We start from the raw sequence: 19107 nt of genomic DNA, 5'->3' as shown, positions 1-19107 counted from the left end.
AGTTCCTATCGGTTAACAACAATAATGAGTCTGCGAGGCCTTCCGTGATCCAGTTTTTACTAAACCAGGAACTCCGTAGCGAGCACGCCCTGGACCCGAACCTGACCGTGCTCAATTATCTGCGCGACCATGTCGGCAAGCCCGGCACCAAAGAAGGCTGCGCCAGCGGTGACTGCGGCGCCTGCACCGTGGTGGTCGGCGAATTGCAGACCGATGATGACGGCCGCGAACACATTCGCTATCGCAGCCTCAACTCGTGCCTGACCTTCGTGTCGTCCCTGCACGGCAAACAACTGATCAGCGTCGAAGACCTCAAGCACAAGGGTGAATTGCACAGCGTGCAGAAAGCCATGGTCGAGTGCCACGGCTCGCAATGCGGCTTCTGCACCCCCGGCTTCGTGATGTCGCTGTTTGCCCTGCAAAAGAACAGCGATGCACCGGATCATGCCAAGGCCCACGAAGCACTGGCCGGCAACCTCTGCCGTTGCACCGGCTACCGGCCGATCCTGGAAGCCGCCGAGCAGTCCTGCTGCGCCAAGCAACCGGACCAGTTCGACGCCCGCGAGGCCGACACCATCGCACGCCTCAAAACCATTGCCCCGACCGATATCGGCGAACTCAACAGCGGCGACAAACGCTGCCTGGTGCCGCTGACCGTGACCGACCTGGCCGATCTCTACGACGCTTATCCACAGGCCCGCCTGCTGGCCGGCGGCACTGACCTGGCGCTGGAAGTCACGCAGTTCCACCGCACCCTGCCGGTGATGATCTATGTCGGCAACGTCGCCGAGATGAAGCGCATCGACCGTTTTGACGATCGCCTGGAAATCGGCGCCGCCACGTCCCTGTCCGATTGCTACGAGGCCTTGAATGCCGAGTACCCGGACTTCGGTGAATTGCTGCACCGCTTCGCGTCCTTGCAGATCCGCAACCAGGGCACCCTGGGCGGCAACATCGGCAACGCCTCGCCGATTGGTGACTCGCCGCCCCTGCTGATCGCCCTCGGTGCGCAGATCGTGCTGTGCAAAGGCGAGACCCGCCGCACCCTGGCGCTGGAAGATTACTTCATCGATTACCGCGTCACGGCGCGCCAGGAAAGCGAGTTCATCGAGAAGATCATCGTGCCCCGCGCCAGCGTCGATAAACTGTTCCGCGCCTACAAGGTTTCCAAGCGCCTGGACGACGATATCTCGGCAGTCTGCGCCGCCTTCAACATTCGCCTGGAAAACGGCATCGTCGCTGAAGCCCGCGTCGCCTTCGGCGGCATGGCGGCCATCCCGAAACGCGCCGCTGCCTGCGAAGCCGCGTTGCTCGGCTCGCCATTCAATAACGCCACTGTCGAACGCGCCTGCGCTGCCCTGGCCGAAGACTTCACGCCGCTCTCGGACTTCCGCGCCAGCAAGGAATATCGCCTGCTCAGCGCGCAGAACCTGCTGCGCAAATACTTCATCGAACTGCAAACACCGCACATCGAGACCCGGGTGACCGCTTATGTCTAATCATCACGCCGTAGAGAAGACCCAAGCCGAATTGGCTGAACTGTTCGCCAAGGACCTGACCACCGGTGTCGGCCGCAGCGTCAAGCACGACAGCGCCGCCAAGCATGTGGCCGGTGAGGCGCAATACATCGACGACCGCCTGGAGTTTGCGAACCAGTTGCACGTCTATGCGCGCATGTCGGACCGCGCCCACGCCCGGATCATCAGCATCGACACCTCGCCCTGCTACGCCTTCGAAGGCGTGCGCATCGCCATCACCCACGAAGACGTACCGGGCCTGAAAGACATCGGCCCGTTGTTACCGGGCGATCCGCTGCTGGCCATCGACACTGTGCAGTTCGTTGGTCAACCGGTGATCGCCGTGGCGGCGAAAGATCTGGAAACCGCGCGCAAGGCGGCCATGGCCGCGATCATCGAATACGAAGACCTGGAACCTGTGCTGGACGTGGTCGAAGCCCTGCGCAAGCGCCACTTCGTCCTCGACAGCCACACCCATCAACGCGGCGATTCGGCCACGGCGCTGGCCACTGCCGAACATCGCATCCAGGGCACGCTGCACATCGGCGGCCAGGAGCACTTCTACCTGGAAACCCAGATCTCTTCGGTGATGCCGACCGAAGACGGCGGCATGATCGTCTACTGCTCCACGCAAAACCCCACCGAAGTGCAGAAGCTGGTGGCCGAAGTGCTGGACGTGTCGATGAACAAGATCGTCGTCGACATGCGTCGCATGGGCGGCGGTTTCGGCGGCAAGGAAACCCAGGCGGCCAGCCCGGCGTGCCTGTGCGCGGTGATCGCGCACCTCACCGGCCAGCCGACCAAGATGCGACTGCCACGGGTCGAAGACATGCTGATGACCGGCAAGCGTCACCCGTTCTATGTCGAGTACGACGTCGGCTTCGACAGCACCGGCCGCCTGCACGGCATCAACCTGGAACTGGCCGGCAACTGCGGTTGCTCGCCTGACCTGTCGGCGTCGATCGTCGACCGGGCGATGTTCCACTCGGACAACTCGTACTACCTGGGCGATGCGACCATCAACGGTCACCGCTGCAAGACCAACACCGCGTCGAATACTGCCTACCGTGGTTTCGGCGGCCCGCAAGGCATGGTCGCCATCGAAGAAGTGATGGACGCCATTTCTCGCCATCTGGCCCTGGATCCTTTGGCCGTGCGCAAGGCCAACTACTATGGCAAGACCGAGCGCAACGTCACCCACTACTACCAGACCGTCGAGCACAACATGCTCGAAGAGATGACCGCCGAACTCGAAGAAAGCAGCCAGTACGCCGAGCGTCGCGAAGCGATTCGTCGCTACAACGCCAACAGCCCGATCCTGAAAAAAGGCCTGGCGCTGACCCCGGTGAAATTCGGTATTTCCTTCACCGCCAGCTTCCTCAACCAGGCCGGTGCCCTGGTGCACGTCTACACCGACGGCAGCATCCACCTCAACCACGGCGGCACCGAAATGGGCCAGGGCCTGAACACCAAGGTCGCGCAGGTCGTGGCCGAAGTGTTCCAGGTGGAAATGGACCGCGTGCAGATCACCGCGACCAACACTGACAAAGTGCCGAACACTTCGCCAACCGCTGCTTCCAGCGGTGCCGACCTGAACGGCAAGGCCGCGCAAAACGCTGCCGAAACTATCAAGCAACGGCTGGTGGAATTCGCGGCGCGCCAGTACAAGGTCAGCGAAGAAGACGTGGAATTCCACAACGGCCACGTACGGGTCCGCGATCACATCCTGACCTTCGAAGCACTGATCCAGCAGGCGTACTTTGCCCAGGTGTCGCTGTCGAGCACCGGCTTCTACAAGACCCCGAAAATCTACTACGACCGCAGCCAGGCCCGTGGTCGGCCGTTCTACTACTACGCCTTCGGCGCCGCGTGCTGCGAAGTGCTGGTCGACACCCTGACCGGCGAATACAAGATGCTGCGCACCGACATCCTCCACGACGTCGGCGCCTCGCTGAACCCGGCCATCGACATCGGCCAGGTCGAGGGCGGTTTCATCCAGGGCATGGGCTGGCTGACCATGGAAGAGCTGGTGTGGAACAACAAGGGCAAGCTGATGACCAACGGCCCGGCCAGCTACAAGATCCCGGCCGTGGCGGACATGCCGCTGGACCTGCGGGTCAAGCTGGTAGAGAACCGCAAGAACCCGGAAGACACGGTGTTCCACTCCAAGGCCGTGGGCGAGCCGCCGTTCATGCTCGGTATCGCCTCGTGGTGTGCGATCAAGGACGCCGTGGCGAGCCTGGGCGATTACAGACATCAACCGAAAATCGACGCCCCGGCAACCCCGGAGCGAGTGTTGTGGGGCTGTGAGCAGATGCGCCAGTTGAAGGCGGCGAAGGCTGTCGAGGCTGAGACCGAGTTGGCTTCGCTCTAAGACCGAGGTGCGGCTATCGCGAGCAAGCTCGCTCCCACAGGGTTATGTGCTGACTGATGGACCTGTACAAATCCAATGTGGGAGCGAGCTTGCTCGCGATGGCGGACTAACAGACACACAGATGTCGAGGTGAACATGTACAACTGGATCGACGCCCTCGCCGACCTGCAAAACCGGGGTGAGCCCTGCGTGCTGGTGACCATCATCGAAGAGCTCGGCTCGACGCCGCGCAACGCTGGCTCGAAGATGGTCATCAGTGCGAACCAGAGCTTCGACACCATCGGTGGCGGGCACCTGGAATACAAGGCCATGAAGATCGCCCGCGAGATGCTCGCCAGCGGCAAACAGGACACCCATCTGGAGCGCTTCAGCCTCGGTGCCAGCCTTGGCCAATGCTGCGGTGGTGCAACCGTTTTGCTGTTCGAACCGATGGGCCAGGTTCAAGCGCAGATCGCCGTGTTCGGTGCCGGCCACGTTGGCCGCGCCCTGGTGCCACTGTTGGCCAGCCTGCCCTGCCGGGTTCGCTGGATCGATTCGCGGGAAGATGAGTTCCCCGAGCAGATCCCCCATGGCGTGCGCAAGATCGTCAGCGAAGAACCGGTGGATGAAATCGATGACCTGCCGGCCGGCAGCTACTGCATCGTGATGACCCACAACCATCAACTCGACCTCGAACTGACCGCTGCGATCCTCAAGCGCAACGACTTCGCCTACTTCGGCCTGATCGGTTCGAAGACCAAACGGGTGAAGTTCGAACATCGCCTGCGCGACCGCGGTTTCGACAACAGCGTCGTGCAACGCATGCGCTGCCCGATGGGCATCGGCGAAGTCAAAGGCAAGTTGCCTGTGGAAATCGCCATCTCCATCGCCGGCGAAATCATCGCCACCTATAACGCGAACTTCGGCCAGCAGACGTCCAGCGCCGAACCGATTGCCAAACTGCTGCCCGCGTCACGCCGCAGCCAAACCGCAAACTTGAAAGCCTCGAATTGAGAATCTCATGCCTTTGACTCGCAAAGCTTACCGCGCCGCCATCCTGCACAGCATCGCCGACCCAGCCGTCGTGGGCATCGAAGCCTCCTACGAGTATTTCGAAGACGGCTTACTGGTTGTGGATAACGGCCAGATCAGCGCCCTGGGCCACGCCAGCGAACTGCTGCCGACCCTGCCGGCTGACGTCGAAATCACTCACTACCAGGATGCATTGATCACCCCCGGCTTCATCGACACCCACATCCACCTGCCGCAAACCGGCATGGTCGGCGCCTATGGCGAGCAGTTGCTGGACTGGCTCAACACCTACACCTTCCCGTGCGAAAGCCAGTTCGCCGACAAGGCCCACGCCGATCAGGTCGCGGACATTTTCATCAAGGAACTGCTGCGCAACGGCACCACCACTGCGCTGGTATTCGGCAGCGTGCACCCGCAATCGGTGAACTCGTTCTTCGAAGCCGCCGAACAGCTCGACCTGCGGATGATCGCCGGCAAGGTGATGATGGACCGCAACGCCCCGGACTACCTGACCGACACCGCCGAATCCAGCTACGTCGAAAGCAAGGCATTGATCGAGCGCTGGCACGGCAAGGGCCGCTTGCACTACGCGGTCACCCCACGCTTCGCGCCAACCAGCACCCCGGAACAGCTAACACTCGCTGGCCAGTTGCTGACCGAATACCCGGATCTGTACATGCAGACCCACATCAGCGAAAACCTCAAGGAAATCGAGTGGGTCAAGGAGCTGTTCCCGGAGCGCAAGGGCTACCTGGACGTCTACGACCACTACCAGTTGCTCGGCGAGCGCTCGGTGTTCGCCCACGGCGTGCACCTGTGCGATGACGAGTGCGCGCGACTGGCGGAAACCGGCTCGGCCATCTCGTTCTGCCCGACCTCGAACTTCTTCCTCGGCAGCGGCCTGTTCAACCTGCCGATGGCCGAGAAGCACAAGCTCAATGTCGGCATCGGTACCGATGTGGGCGGCGGCACCAGTTTCTCGCTGCTGCAAACCCTCAACGAAGCCTACAAAGTGATGCAACTGCAAGGTGCACGCCTGAGCCCGTTCAAGTCGCTGTACCTGGCCACCCTCGGCGGCGCCCGCGCACTGCGCCTGGAAGACAGGATCGGTACCCTGCAACCGGGCACCGACGCCGACTTCCTGGTGCTGGACTACCACGCCACGCCACTGCTGAGCTATCGCCTGAAGCAGGCCAACAACATCGCCGAAACGTTGTTTGTGTTGATGACCCTGGGGGATGACCGGACTGTTCAGCAGACGTATGCGGCGGGAAATCTGGTGCATCAGCGCTAGTTTTTTTGCGGGCATAAAAAAATCCCCCGGCGCTTTTCAGCCCGGGGGATTTTTATTGCCTGAAAAAAGATCGCAGCCTTCGGCAGCTCCTACAGGTGTACGCACACCCTTGTAGGAGCTGCCGAAGGCTGCGATCTTTTTCTATCAGAGCTTCGCGGTCGATCGCCCCGGCTTCTTGGTCTGCAGCAAATGCGAGAACACCGCATGCAGATCATCCGAAGCACTTTCCTCGTCGAGGTTGAGCTTGCTGTCGATGTGATCCATATGATGCATCATCAGGTTCACCGCCAGTTCACAGTCGCGCTTTTCGATAGCGTCGATCAACTGGGTGTGCTCGTCGTAGGAGCAATGGGAACGGTTGCCGCTTTCGTACTGGGCAATGATCAGCGACGTCTGGGACACCAGGCTGCGCTGGAAACTGATCAGCGGCGCGTTTTTCGCAGCTTCGGCCAGTTTCAGGTGGAATTCACCCGACAGGCGGATGCCGGCGCCACGATCGCCACGGGAGAAGCTGTCGCGTTCGTCGTTGACCATCTGGCGCAATTCGGCAATCTGCTCGGCGGTCGCGTGCTGAACGGCCAGCTCAGTGATCGCTCGCTCCACCAGACGGCGGGCCATGAACACCTGGCGGGCTTCTTCGACGCTCGGGCTGGCGACCACGGCGCCACGATTCGGACGAAGCAGCACCACGCCTTCATGGGCCAGGCGCGACAAGGCACGGCGAATGATGGTGCGGCTGACCCCGAAAATTTCCCCCAGCGCTTCTTCGCTCAACTTGGTGCCGGGCGCCAGACGCTGTTCGAGGATGGCCTCGAAGATATGCGCGTAGACAATATCGTCCTGGGTACCGCTGCGGCCGGCTTTGCCTGCTCGCGGTTGTTTCTTTAGGGGTTGCAACTGTTCGTTCATGGGCACTCGAGTCGGAAGAACTGCGGCGAATTGACCGCGACTGTAATACGGCACAGTGGGTCGCTGGCAAGTATCGCGTAAAAAACACTGCGATTGTACACAATGGAAGGTGGCAACACGACTGTACGGCTGAATGTTGCCTCGGCTGTATCGCAACGCCTTATTACTTTTGAGTTTAGGCTTGTTCGCAGAATCCGCCTTCGTAACGTAATTCCTGTGGGAGCGGGCTTGCTCGCGAATGCGGTCTGTCAGCTAAATCAATATTGACTGACACGTCCTCTTCGCGAGCAAGCCCGCTCCCACAGAGTTCAGCGTTGCTGCGGACATCTTCATCTGTAAAAGGAACACCACCGTCATGAACGACGCCACCCACACGCAAATCCGCCCGCTGGCCGACACCTCGCCCTCGGCCATCGTCGCCGGCTTCATCGCCATGATGACCGGCTACACCAGCTCCCTGGTGCTGATGTTCCAGGCCGGGCAAGCCGCGGGCCTCAGCAGCGGGCAGATTTCTTCGTGGATCTGGGCCATCTCGATCGGCATGGCGGTGTGCTCCATCGGCCTGTCACTGCGCTATCGCACGCCGATCACCATTGCCTGGTCGACCCCCGGCGCCGCACTGCTGATCACCAGTCTCGGCGGCGTGTCTTACGGCGAAGCCATCGGCGCCTACATCACCTGCGCGGTGCTGGTGACGATTTGCGGGATGACCGGCAGCTTCGAACGACTGGTGAAAAAGATTCCGGCCTCCCTGGCCGCCGCCCTGCTGGCGGGGATTTTGTTCAAGATCGGCAGCGAGATTTTCGTCGCGGCACAACACCGCACTGCCCTGGTACTGGGGATGTTCGTCACTTATCTGGTGGTCAAGCGCCTGTCGCCGCGCTATGCGGTGCTGGCGGCATTGCTGATCGGCACGGCATTGTCAGGCTTCATGGGGCTGCTGGACTTCAGCGATTTCCACCTGGAAGTGGCCACGCCGGTCTGGACCACGCCGCACTTCTCCCTGGCGGCAACCATCAGCATCGGCATCCCGTTGTTTGTCGTCGCCATGACTTCACAAAACATGCCCGGTATCGCCGTATTGCGCGCCGATGGTTACACGGTGCCCGCCTCGCCTCTGATCACCACCACCGGCATCGCCAGTTTGCTGCTGGCACCGTTCGGCTCCCACGGGATCAACCTCGCGGCGATCAGCGCAGCGATCTGCACCGGACCGCACGCCCATGAGGATCGCAACAAGCGCTATACCGCTGCGGTCTGGTGCGGGATTTTCTACGGGATCGCCGGCGTGTTCGGTGCGACGCTCGCGGCGTTGTTTGCCGCGCTGCCCAAGGAACTGGTGTTGTCGATTGCGGCGCTGGCGCTGTTCGGCTCGATCATCAACGGCTTGAGCATCGCCATGAGCGAAGTGAAGGAACGTGAAGCGGCGCTGATCACCTTCATGGTCACGGCATCGGGGCTGACGCTGTTTTCCATCGGCTCGGCGTTCTGGGGGATTGTCGCCGGGGTGGTGACGCTGGTGATTCTGAACTGGCGCAAGGCCTGAAATACACAAAACCGGGCCAAAAAAAACGGCGACCCTTGGGTCGCCGTTTTTACTGGAACATCAAGCTACCGGATTGATCGGCTTTTCCGGGTACCAGACGTCCAGCAGCGGGCTGACTTCAACGCTGGTCAGCTCGGTGCGGCCTTTGAGCCAGGCTTCAACGGCAGCGCGCTGTTCAGCGCTGACCGAGCCACGCTTCTGCAGGCAAACCAGACCGTAGTCGTCGCCGCCAACATAACCCAGACCGTTGGCTTCCATGGCTTCTTTGAGGAACGCGTCGAGGAAAGCATCAATGGCTTCATCAGCCAAATCTTCTTTGAAATCCAGGTTCAGTTCGAAACCCAGCTCTTGAAATTCATCGACGCACAGTTTTTTGCGCAGACGCTGGGAACGGTTAGTCGCCATTGGAACAATCCTCTTAAGTAATAACGGGCGGCACTTTAGCAGTTTAAGCCGCCGATTGCCTGACTCTCTGGGCCACCACGCCTACCGTCGGTAAAAAAATAGCCGATCAGAATGCCTGCGCACGGCACAAGCTGTGACACCTTGGGGCATAATGCCGACACTTTCATGACCATTGAGGGAATTTATCTCCATGCCCTCATCTTTTTTCCCCTCGGCTGTAGGGTTTTATTTCAGATGATCAAATCTTTGCGTCCATTGCTGTTGGCCGGTTTTCTTCTCCCCCTGGCCCTTCCCGTTTGCGCCGCTCCCGTCAATACCGCGTTGTCGCCCAACGTTGAAAAAGCCCTGAAAGCCAGCAAGTTGCAGGACAACGCCCTGTCGCTGGTAATGATCCCGCTCACCGGCCCCGGCACCCCGACGGTGTTCAACGCCGACGTGTCGGTCAACCCGGCGTCGACCATGAAACTGGTCACCACCTACGCGGCGCTGGAAATGCTCGGCCCGAACCACCAGTGGAAAACCGAGTTCTACACCGACGGCACCTTGAGCGGCGGCATTCTCAACGGCAACCTCTACCTCAAGGGTGGCGGCGATCCGAAGCTGAACATGGAAAAACTCTGGCTGCTGATGCGCGACCTGCGTGCCAACGGCGTCACCCAGGTCACCGGCGACCTGGTGCTGGATAAAACCTTCTTCGTACAACCGCAACTGCCGGAGTTCAATGACGACGGCAACGACGAGAACAAGCCGTTCCTGGTCAAACCCGACTCGCTGCTGGTCAACCTCAAGGCGCTGCGCTTCGTCGCACGCAATGACTCGGGCAAGGTGCTGGTCTCGGTGGAACCGCCGATTGCGAGCATCCGCATCGACAACCAGGTCAAGGCCCTCAACTCCAGGCAATGCACCGGTGGCGTGCGTTACAACCCGGTGGCACAGGCCGACGGCAGTGTGACCGTGACGGTCGGCGGTCAACTGGGTGAAGGCTGCAGCTCGCAGACTTACCTGTCGCTGCTCGACCACGCGACCTACACCGCCGGCGCCGTCCGCGCGATCTGGAAAGAGCTGGGTGGCAGCATTCAGGGCAGGGATGTGCTGGCGCCAACCCCGAAAGACGCCAAGGTCCTGGCCCGGGCGTTCTCGCCGGACCTGGCGGAAATCATCCGCGACATCAACAAGTACAGTAACAACACCATGGCCCAGCAGTTGTTCCTGAGCCTCGGCCAACGCTTCCGTACCGATGCCGATGGTGACGACGCCAAGGCCGCCCAGCGTGTCGTGCGTCAGTGGCTGGCGAAAAAGGGCATCACCGCGCCGCACCTGGTGATGGAGAACGGCTCCGGCCTGTCCCGTGCCGAGCGTGTCAGCGCCCGGGAAATGGCCTCGATGCTCGAAGCGGCCTGGCACAGCCCGTATTCCGCCGAATACATCAGTTCGATGCCGATTGCCGGCACCGACGGCACCATGCGCAAACGCCTGAAGACCACTGCCATGCGCGGTGAAGCCCACGTCAAGACCGGCACCCTGAACACCGTGCGGGCGATTGCCGGTTTCAGTCGCGACGTCAATGGCAACACCTGGGCGGTGGTGGCGATCCTCAACGACAAGGCTCCGTTCGGCGCATCTTCGGTGCTCGATCAGGTGCTGCTGGACCTGTACCGCCAACCGAAAGTGCCACAAACGGCTTCGGTGTTGTAACCCGGCAAATCAAAAGATCGCAGCCTTCGGCAGCTCCTACAGGTATACACATAACCTTGTAGGAGCTGCCGAAGGCTGCGATCTTTTCAGCTCACCGCAGGTTAATTCATCTCCCCCTCAACCCTATCCCTTCCCGCCTGCTTCGCCGCATAGACCCCCGAATCCGCGCGTAACAGCAAGGCATCGGCGCCCTCCCCGACCCGCCAACTGGCAATCCCGAAACTGGCGGTGACCGTACCGACACCTTCAATCGGTGAGCTGCGCAAGCCTTGCCACAATTGCTGGGCCAACATATAGGCATGTTCGCCGCCGCTATCCGGGCACAACACCATGAACTCCTCTCCGCCCAGGCGGCAGAACACATCGGTGCGACGCAGCCGGTGGCCGATCCGTTGGCACACGGCCTGCAACACCCGATCACCGACGGCATGGCCATGCAGGTCATTGATGCGCTTGAAATGGTCGATATCGAGCATGATCACCGACAGATCCCCACCGCCGCGCTCGACCCGGGCCATTTCGGTGGTCAGGCGTTCCTGGAAATAACGCCGGTTGTGAATACCGGTCAGCGAGTCGGTGACCGACAGCGCGCGCAACTCTTCTTCCACCCGCTTCATATCGGAAATGTCCGAGATGTAGCCGTGCCACAGCACACCGCCACCGGGCAGTTCCTCCGGCGTGGCCTCGCCACGTACCCAACGCAGACCCCGTTGTGGCAATTGCACGCGGTACTCCTCGCGCCAGGGGCTGAGGGTGTCGGCCGAGGCCCGGATCGAGGCGCGGACACGGGTGGTGTCCTTGGGGTGAATCCGGGTGAAGATCGCTTCGGCATTGAGCAGCAGCACGTCGGGTTCGAGCTCGTAGATCTCGCGAATGCCGTCGCTGGCATAGATCACGCTGAAACGCCCGTCGAACTCCATCTTGAATTGGTAGATCCCGCCGGGGACGTGGGCGCTGAGTTTCTTCAACAACAGATCCCGCGCCGCGAGCGCCTCATGGACCCGTTTGCGTTCGGTGATGTCGATGCACACCGCCAGGTGCCCGACCCACAGGCCTTGTTCATCGAGCATCGGCGTGGCGAGCATGTTGACCATCAAATGGCTGCCATCGCCGCGCACCAGCGTCCATTCCCGTGCCTCATGGTCGCCCTGCGCGTCGCCTTCGACCAGCATCGCCTGGCAGGTCGGCACCGGTTTGCCATAGCGCGCACTCAACTCGGCCGAGCGAGCAACCAGTTCCCGGGGCAGGTGCAGACTCTCCAGGGTCATATGCCCCACCACCTCGGCGCTGGAGTAGCCAAGCATCTGCTCGGCACCCGCATTGAAAGTGCTGATGACGCCGCGCAGGTCGGTGGCGATGATCGCGACCTGGGTGGCGGCATTCAGCACGCCACGCAACTGACCATGGGTGCCACGCAGTTCCTGCTCTCGGTCGCGCAGTTCCTGGGTGCGTTGCTCGACCAGTTTCAACGCCCGCTGCCGCTGGCTGACCAACACATACAGCAAGGCACTGAGCATCACGCTGAGCAACCCACCCAACACCACCACACTGGTGACGGAGGAATGGTTGGCCTTGACGAACGCGGCGCTGGGCTGGATATCGACTTGATAGTCATGGTCGGCCATGCGCAACAGGCGCGTGGACGACAGGTCGCTGATGGCCGGCGGGTTGGGCGACTCGAACAGCACCTCGTGCTGCTCGTCGATCGACAAATCGAGGATGCGCACCGAGAGATAGTCGCGGCCCGCTTCCGGCAGTCCATCCGCCAGCAACTGGCGCATGCTGATCACCGCCATGACATAACCGAAGGGCTTCATGGCGCTGTGGCCCTGACTGTTGCGCTGCATGACCGGTGCAACCAGCAGCACACCACGCGCATAAGCCGGCTCGATACTCACCAGATGCATCGGTTGCGACACCGCCATGGCGCCATGTTGATCGGCCCGATCGAGCGTGGCACGCCGTAGCGGCTGGGCCAGCAAGTCGTAACCGAGGGGTGCTCCGAGTTTGCTTTGCGTCTGGCTATACAGCACCGCTACGTACTCATCTCGCTCGCCGGCCAGTTGCAATTGGCCGGCGGCGTTGAGTTCTCTCAGGGTGAAGCCGCTCAAGCCTTCGTCACGCACCCGACGCTCGAACGCCGCCCGCTCATCACGAGTGACCCGTTGGGCAAAGGAATACGCCTGGGTTCGCAGCAGCAAAGGTTGGGTGTAACCATCGAACTCCGCTCGGGACACCGAATCGGAATTGGCGAAAAACCGGCGCAGGCCGTCGAGGCGCTGCTCCTGATCTTCGAAACGCTCTTCGATACGGCTGTAACGTTCACTGGCCAGCAGTTGGAAGCGTTGCCGCAATTGATGGTGAAACAGATTAAGTGTCGACCACGCCAGCAACCCGGTGAGCACCCCGCCGACCAGCAATACCAGCAGCGCGACCAACCAGGCCGAGGCATCTTCGCTGATAAAACCCAGGATCCTGGGGCGCACGGCATGCAACGACATAGAACGCAACTCAAAACGCCAGGTGCGGGAAAGCCCTTTGGTCGTGAGTTGAGTTATAGCCATTAGCCACTAACTTGACCAGCACTGATGGGATCCAGGAGCCTTTGAAAATCAAGGCTCTGTGGATCCAATCAAATCAAGTGTCAACGCGCCGTGATTTTCCAGGCGCGATGGATCTTGGCATTACGGGAAAAATCCGGATCGATGGTCTGCGCGGTGATCTCCTCGACCGCATAGCGCTCGCCGAGATTGGCTTCCAGTTCGAACTTGCGGAAGTTGTTGGAGAAGTACAACACGCCGCCAGGCGCCAAGCGCGCCATGGCCAGGTCGATCAGTTGCACCTGGTCGCGCTGCACGTCGAAGACACCTTCCATGCGCTTGGAGTTGGAGAAGGTCGGCGGGTCGATGAAGATCAGGTCAAACTCGTCACGGCAGGCGTCGAGCCATACCATCACATCGCTTTGCTCCAGACGATTCTTGTCGGAGAAACCGTTCAGCGAAAGGTTGCGACGCGCCCAGTCCAGGTAGGTTTTCGACAGGTCGACGCTGGTGGTGCTGCGCGCTCCGCCCTTGGCCGCATGAACACTGGCGGTGGCGGTGTAGCAGTACAGGTTGAGGAAGCGCTTGCCAGCGGCCTCTTTCTGAATCCGCATGCGCATCGGCCGGTGATCGAGGAACAACCCGGTGTCCAGGTAATCGGTGAGGTTGACCAACAGCTTCACGCCGCCTTCATTCACTTCGACGAACTTGCCCTGAGCGGCTTGACGCTCGTACTGCTTGGTGCCGCTCTGACGCTCGCGGCGCTTGACCACCACACGGCTCTTGTCGATGTTCAACGCCTGCGGAATCGCCGCCAGGGCATCGAACATGCGCGCCGAGGCCTTTTCCGGATCGATGGATTTCGGCGCGGCGTATTCCTGGACGTGGACCCAATCGTGATACAGGTCGATGGCCATGGAGTATTCCGGCATGTCGGCATCGTAGACGCGGTAGCAGTCGATGCCTTCACGCTTGACCCACTTGCCCAGGGCCTTGAGGTTCTTTTGCAGGCGGTTGGCGAACATCTGCCCGCCTTCGCTCAGGCGCGGCTGCTCGACCACCGGAGCCGGTGCCGGCGTCGGTTTGATCGGGTTGCCATTTTTGTTGAACTTGCGTTCTTGCGGTTCGTTCGGCGCCTGATCATAGGCGGCTTGCTCGCGCTCGACCTGGCGCTGTTCCGGAGTACGACGCTCGCCGGTGACGAACTGGTCCGGCAACACCTTGATCAGCAGCAGCTTGCACGGCAAGGCGCCGTTCCAGAACGAATACTGCTTGTGGCTGCGGATGCCCATGCGCTTGCCCAGGTCCGGCGCACCGGTGAACACCGCTGCTTCCCAGTTCAGGCAGGCCTGACGCAGGCGCTCGCCGAGGTTCTGGTAGAGGTAGAGCAGGCTCGCCTCATCGCCCAGACGCTCGCCGTACGGAGGGTTGCAGATCACCAGGCCTTTCTGGTTCTGGTCCGGACGCGGCTCGAAAGTTGCGACTTCGCCCTGGTAGATCTTGATCCACTCGCTCAGGCCGGCACGCTCGACGTTGTTGCGACCCGGTTGAATCAGTCGCGGATCAGCTTCGTAGCCGCGGATCCACAACGGTGTCTTGGCCAGGCCGGCCGCTGCGCGCTCAGAAGCTTCTTCATGCAATTTTTTCCACAGCGCCGGGACGTGACCGAGCCAGGCGGTGAAGCCCCACTGCTCGCGACGCAGGTTCGGCGCGATGTCGGCAGCGATCATCGCCGCTTCCACCAGGAAGGTGCCGACACCGCACATCGGGTCAGCCAGTGCGCCGCCTTCGGCCGCGATACGTGGCCAGCCGGAACGGATCAGGATGGCGGCCGCGAGGTTTTCCTTGAGCGGTGCCGCACCTTGCTGCAGGCGATAGCCGCGCTGGTGCAGGCTGTGACCCGACAGGTCGAGGGACAGAATGGCTTCGCCACGGTCCAGGCGCAGGTGAATACGCAGGTCCGGGTTGAGCTTGTCGATGGACGGACGGTCGCCTTGCGGGGTGCGCAGTTTGTCGACGATGGCGTCCTTGACCTTCAGCGCGCCGAAGTGGGTGTTGTCGATACCCGAGCCATGGCCGCTGAATTCGACGGCCAGGGTGCCGTCATTGAGCATGTGGTCTTGCCACTCGATGTCCAGCACGCCGTGGTACAGGTCTTCGGCGTCCTTCATCGGGAAGCGCTTGAGCACCAGCAGCACGCGGTTGGCCAGGCGCGACCACAGGCACAGGCGATAAGCGGTTTCCATGGTGGCCATGCCACGCACGGCAGAGGTGTGCTCCCGCGCTTCCTCAAGGCCAAGCCCGACGGCTTCCTCGATGAGCAGGCCTTCAAGGCCTTTTGGGCAAGTGAGGAAGAGTTCGAAACGATCGGACATGGGAATTCCAGAACCTTTAGCTGAGTGACCGGGCAACGCATTGCCGGTCCGGTTTTCAATCAGGCGCTTTTCTCGAAGAACGCCCGCGTGGCACGAAGGTGTGCCGTTCCACCCCTGCTGCCCGGGTTAAATGAGCTTAGATGCAAGGACAGATAAAAAAGTTGATGCAACAAAATGTCATAAGTCGACCCTTCGTCGAATAGTGCTTCCCGGCAACGGGAGCCATTCTCAGTAAAGGATTAAGCCCATCATCCAGCGCAGAGCCGATCATACCGGGGTTTGGCCAATAAATACGCTACAACTGCTCTGTTACTTATGGCGTTAGCACATGAACGGTTACGTCCTTATGACAAAACGATCATTCCCTCGATGTGACGCATTGGTTAGAACTCAATACAGGTTGGCGCCGCAATGACGCCAACACCTTGGCTCGTCACGCCGGCAACGAGCCCCCAACGGCAGAGTTTTTCTGCCAGACCTCAATAGAGGTCGACGCGATAAATACAGTCAACAAGTGAGGGCAACACCCTATGAGAAGACTTAAGCGTGATCCGTTGGAAAGAGCATTTTTGCGCGGATATCAATATGGCGTTGGTGGTAAATCCCGTGAGCTTTGCCCATTTACTCTACCGTCGGTACGTCAAGCCTGGATCAACGGCTGGCGAGAAGGACGCGGCGACAACTGGGACGGTATGACCGGCACTGCGGGAATCCACAGACTCAACGAACTTCACGCCGTCGGCTAATTACAGGGCACAACACTCCGACACGACAATCTGACTTTGTACTGAATTAACCACGCACGTCCCATCCGGACGGCGGGCTCCGGCCCAGGGGCTCCTTCAAGGAGCCCTTTTTTATGCCTGTCCCATATACCCCATTACCTTGTAGGAGCTGCCGAAGGCTGCGATCTTTTGACCTTGATTTCTAAAATCAAAAGATCGCAGCCTTCGGCAGCTCCTACAGGGGATCAGCGTAGCGCTGCGATTGCGTCTACCGACTCACGAATCAGCGCCGGGCCTTTGTAGATGAAGCCCGAATAGATCTGCACCAGGCTCGCGCCCGCTGCGATTTTCTCGGCCGCGTGCTTGCCTTCGGTAATGCCGCCCGCCGCAATGATCGGCAAACGCCCACCCAGCTCCGACGCCAGCACTTGCACGGTGTGGGTGCTCTTGTCACGAACCGGTGCGCCGGACAGGCCACCGGCTTCTTCGCCATGCTCCATGCCTTCGACGCCTGCGCGGCTCAGGGTGGTGTTGGTGGCGATGACGGCATCCATCCCGGTTTCGATCAGCGCTTGCGCAACTTGTGCGGTTTCTTCGTCGCTCATGTCCGGCGCGATCTTGATCGCCAGCGGTACATGCTTGCCATGACGCAATGCCAGTTCCGCGCGGCGCTCGGCCAGATCGGCCAGCAACTGCTTGAGCGAGTCACCGAATTGCAGGCTGCGCAGGCCCGGCGTGTTCGGCGAACTGACGTTGACCGTCACATAGCTGGCGTGGGCATAGACCTTGTCCAGGCAGATCAGGTAGTCGTCCACGGCACGCTCGACCGGCGTATCGAAGTTCTTGCCGATGTTGATGCCCAGCACGCCTTTGTACTTGGCCGCCGCCACGCGGGCCAGCAGGTGATCGACACCGAGGTTGTTGAAACCCATGCGGTTGATGATCGCCTCGGCTTCCGGCAAGCGGAACAGACGTGGCTTCGGGTTACCCGGCTGCGGACGCGGCGTGATGGTGCCGATTTCGACAAAACCGAAACCCAGCTGGGCGAAACCATCGATGGCTGCGCCGTTCTTGTCCAGGCCGGCGGCCAGACCTACCGGATTCGGGAAATCCAGGCCCATGACATTCACCGGCAGCTTCGCCGGGGCCTTGCACAGCAAGCCGTTGAGCCCAAGACGCCCGCCCGCGCCGATCAGGTCCAGGGACAGATCGTGGGAGGTTTCCGGGGAGAGTTTGAACAACAGCTGACGGGCCAGGGTGTACATGGGCGGATTTGACTCGATTGGCGGCGAATTGAGGCGGCGATTATAGCCGGGCAACGGGGTGGCAAGCGAGGCGCGTGATCAAATCAACGGATAATGGCATATGCCTTGCACCACTCTGGGCACCAGCACCCATGCCAACGACCGAATGTGTGCAAAGACAATGGCGTCGTCCCCGGCCTGCTCAAGCAAGAACTCGGGACGACGTTTTTTTTGCAAGGTGAACACGCGATGAACGAACCGTCAGCCGGCCCCCTGGCTTGGGTCAATGGCAGCGATGCCCCGGAAAAAACCGAAATCAATCTCGGCTTCATGGCCCTGAGCGACTGCGCTTCTGTGGTTGTCGCCGCCACACAGGGCTTCGCCCAGCCCCACGGTTTGACCCTGAACCTCAAGCGGCAATCGTCCTGGGCCAACCTGCGGGACAAACTGGTCAGCGGCGAACTCGATGCCGCCCACAGCCTCTATGGCCTGATTTACGCCGTTCACCTGGGCATCGGTGGCGTGGCCGCGACCGACATGGCCGTGTTGATGGGCCTGAACCGGAACGGTCAGAGCATCAATCTGTCCCACGGCCTGCAGGCGCTTGGAGTGACCAGTCCTGAAGCACTGGATCGGCACGTGCACCAAACTCGCTCAAAACTCACCTTCGCCCAGACGTTTCCCACCGGCACCCACGCCATGTGGTTGTATTACTGGCTCGCCAGCCAGGGCATTCACCCACTGCTGGATGTCGACAGCGTGGTGGTACCGCCACCGCAAATGGTCGCGCACCTGCGGGCCGGGCGTATCGACGGCTTCTGCGTCGGCGAGCCCTGGTCCGCCAGCGCCGTGCAACAGGACCTCGGTTTCACCCTGGCCACGACCCAGACCATCTGGCCCGATCATCCGGAAAAGGTCCTCGGCTGCACCCGTGCGTTCGTCGAGCAATACCCCAATACCGCCCGGGTGTTGGTGATGGCGATTCTGGAAGCCAGCCGCTTCATCGAAGAAAGCACCGAAAATCGCCGCAGCACCGCACAACTGCTCAGTGCCGCGCAGTACCTTGACGCACCACTGGACTGCATCGAACCGCGCCTTCTGGGCGAATACGCCGACGGCCTTGGCCACCGCTGGCAAGACCCGCACGCGCTGCGCCTGCACGGGGACGGCGAGGTCAACCTGCCGTACCTGTCCGACGGCATGTGGTTCATGACCCAGTTCCGCCGCTGGGGCTTGTTGCGCGATGACCCGGACTATCTCGCGGTGGCCCGGCAGGTCCAGCAACTGGACCTCTACCGTGAAGCCGCCCGTGCCGTCGGCGTCGCTTCGTCAGCCGGGGAAATGCGCAGCAGTCAGTTGATCGACGGCAAAATCTGGGACGGCTCGGACCCGGCCGGTTATGCCCGCAGTTTCAAACTGCATGCAATGAGCGACAGCTCGCACCGATCCGCCAGCCGCTGACAGGAGACCAC

The 19107-nt window shown here is 61.0% G+C and carries 13 protein-coding genes; 8 read left to right on the top strand and 5 right to left on the bottom strand.

The features are described from left to right. Positions 1–44: 44 nt before the first annotated feature. The 4 genes from xdhA (at position 45) to guaD (ending at position 6196) form a co-directional block, all read left to right on the top strand. Positions 45–1499, top strand: a complete 1455-nt coding sequence (xdhA, locus tag AB4O40_RS26605) for a xanthine dehydrogenase small subunit (protein ID WP_460057284.1) — start codon at positions 45–47, stop codon at positions 1497–1499. Next, positions 1492–3891 carry a xanthine dehydrogenase molybdopterin binding subunit gene (gene xdhB, locus AB4O40_RS26600; protein ID WP_409078452.1) on the top strand — a complete coding sequence of 800 codons (2400 nt, stop codon included), beginning with the start codon at positions 1492–1494 and terminating at the stop codon, positions 3889–3891. The genes xdhA and xdhB overlap by 8 nt, the downstream gene beginning before the upstream one ends. A 135-nt stretch (positions 3892–4026) precedes the next feature. Further along, positions 4027–4884, top strand: a complete 858-nt coding sequence (gene xdhC / locus AB4O40_RS26595; RefSeq protein WP_223542336.1) for a xanthine dehydrogenase accessory protein XdhC — start codon at positions 4027–4029, stop codon at positions 4882–4884. 7 nt (positions 4885–4891) lie between these two features. Next, entirely contained in the window at positions 4892–6196 is a 1305-nt protein-coding gene (guaD, locus tag AB4O40_RS26590) for a guanine deaminase (protein ID WP_223542335.1), read from the top strand. Positions 6197–6340: 144 nt separating this feature from the next. On the opposite strand, the gene AB4O40_RS26585 is transcribed toward guaD, so the two are convergent. Further along, the gene (locus AB4O40_RS26585) at positions 6341–7105 is read right to left on the bottom strand and encodes a GntR family transcriptional regulator (RefSeq protein ID WP_223542334.1); all 765 of its coding nucleotides are present in this window, start codon (positions 7103–7105) and stop codon (positions 6341–6343) included. A gap of 355 nt (positions 7106–7460) precedes the next feature. Here AB4O40_RS26585 and AB4O40_RS26580 point away from each other — a divergent pair, with 355 nt between their 5' ends. Then, complete coding sequence (locus AB4O40_RS26580) at positions 7461–8651, top strand: benzoate/H(+) symporter BenE family transporter (RefSeq protein WP_056721928.1); 1191 nt, start codon at positions 7461–7463, stop codon at positions 8649–8651. A gap of 60 nt (positions 8652–8711) precedes the next feature. Here the strand turns inward: AB4O40_RS26580 and AB4O40_RS26575 are convergent, their stop codons facing one another. After that, positions 8712–9056 (bottom strand): YggL family protein, encoded by a 345-nt coding sequence (locus AB4O40_RS26575; protein WP_007971486.1) that lies wholly within the window; start codon positions 9054–9056, stop codon positions 8712–8714. A 234-nt stretch (positions 9057–9290) separates the two neighbouring features. Here AB4O40_RS26575 and dacB point away from each other — a divergent pair, with 234 nt between their 5' ends. Further along, the gene (gene dacB / locus AB4O40_RS26570) at positions 9291–10751 is read left to right on the top strand and encodes a D-alanyl-D-alanine carboxypeptidase/D-alanyl-D-alanine endopeptidase (protein ID WP_056721926.1); all 1461 of its coding nucleotides are present in this window, start codon (positions 9291–9293) and stop codon (positions 10749–10751) included. 101 nt (positions 10752–10852) lie between these two features. On the opposite strand, the gene AB4O40_RS26565 is transcribed toward dacB, so the two are convergent. Together AB4O40_RS26565 and rlmKL are read right to left on the bottom strand one after the other, a co-directional pair. Continuing rightward, complete coding sequence (locus AB4O40_RS26565; protein WP_056721925.1) at positions 10853–13252, bottom strand: sensor domain-containing diguanylate cyclase; 2400 nt, start codon at positions 13250–13252, stop codon at positions 10853–10855. A gap of 143 nt (positions 13253–13395) precedes the next feature. Further along, positions 13396–15666: a bifunctional 23S rRNA (guanine(2069)-N(7))-methyltransferase RlmK/23S rRNA (guanine(2445)-N(2))-methyltransferase RlmL gene (gene rlmKL, locus AB4O40_RS26560; RefSeq protein WP_056721923.1), complete on the bottom strand. Its 2271-nt coding sequence runs from the start codon at positions 15664–15666 to the stop codon at positions 13396–13398. Positions 15667–16196: 530 nt separating this feature from the next. Here rlmKL and rmf point away from each other — a divergent pair. Beyond that, positions 16197–16412, top strand: a complete 216-nt coding sequence (gene rmf / locus AB4O40_RS26555) for a ribosome modulation factor (RefSeq protein ID WP_003223300.1) — start codon at positions 16197–16199, stop codon at positions 16410–16412. A gap of 224 nt (positions 16413–16636) precedes the next feature. Here rmf and AB4O40_RS26550 read toward each other — a convergent pair whose 3' ends face one another. Then, the gene (locus tag AB4O40_RS26550) at positions 16637–17656 is read right to left on the bottom strand and encodes a quinone-dependent dihydroorotate dehydrogenase (protein ID WP_056721922.1); all 1020 of its coding nucleotides are present in this window, start codon (positions 17654–17656) and stop codon (positions 16637–16639) included. A 228-nt stretch (positions 17657–17884) separates the two neighbouring features. On the opposite strand from AB4O40_RS26550, the gene AB4O40_RS26545 reads away from it, so the two are divergent. After that, complete coding sequence (locus AB4O40_RS26545) at positions 17885–19096, top strand: CmpA/NrtA family ABC transporter substrate-binding protein (RefSeq protein WP_056722302.1); 1212 nt, start codon at positions 17885–17887, stop codon at positions 19094–19096. The last annotated feature ends 11 nt before the right edge of the window (positions 19097–19107 follow it).

Source organism: Pseudomonas sp. S2_F07 (assembly GCF_054668325.1).
The sequence above is the reverse complement of the archived record's forward strand: the minus strand, read 5'-3'. Positions and strand labels throughout refer to the sequence as shown.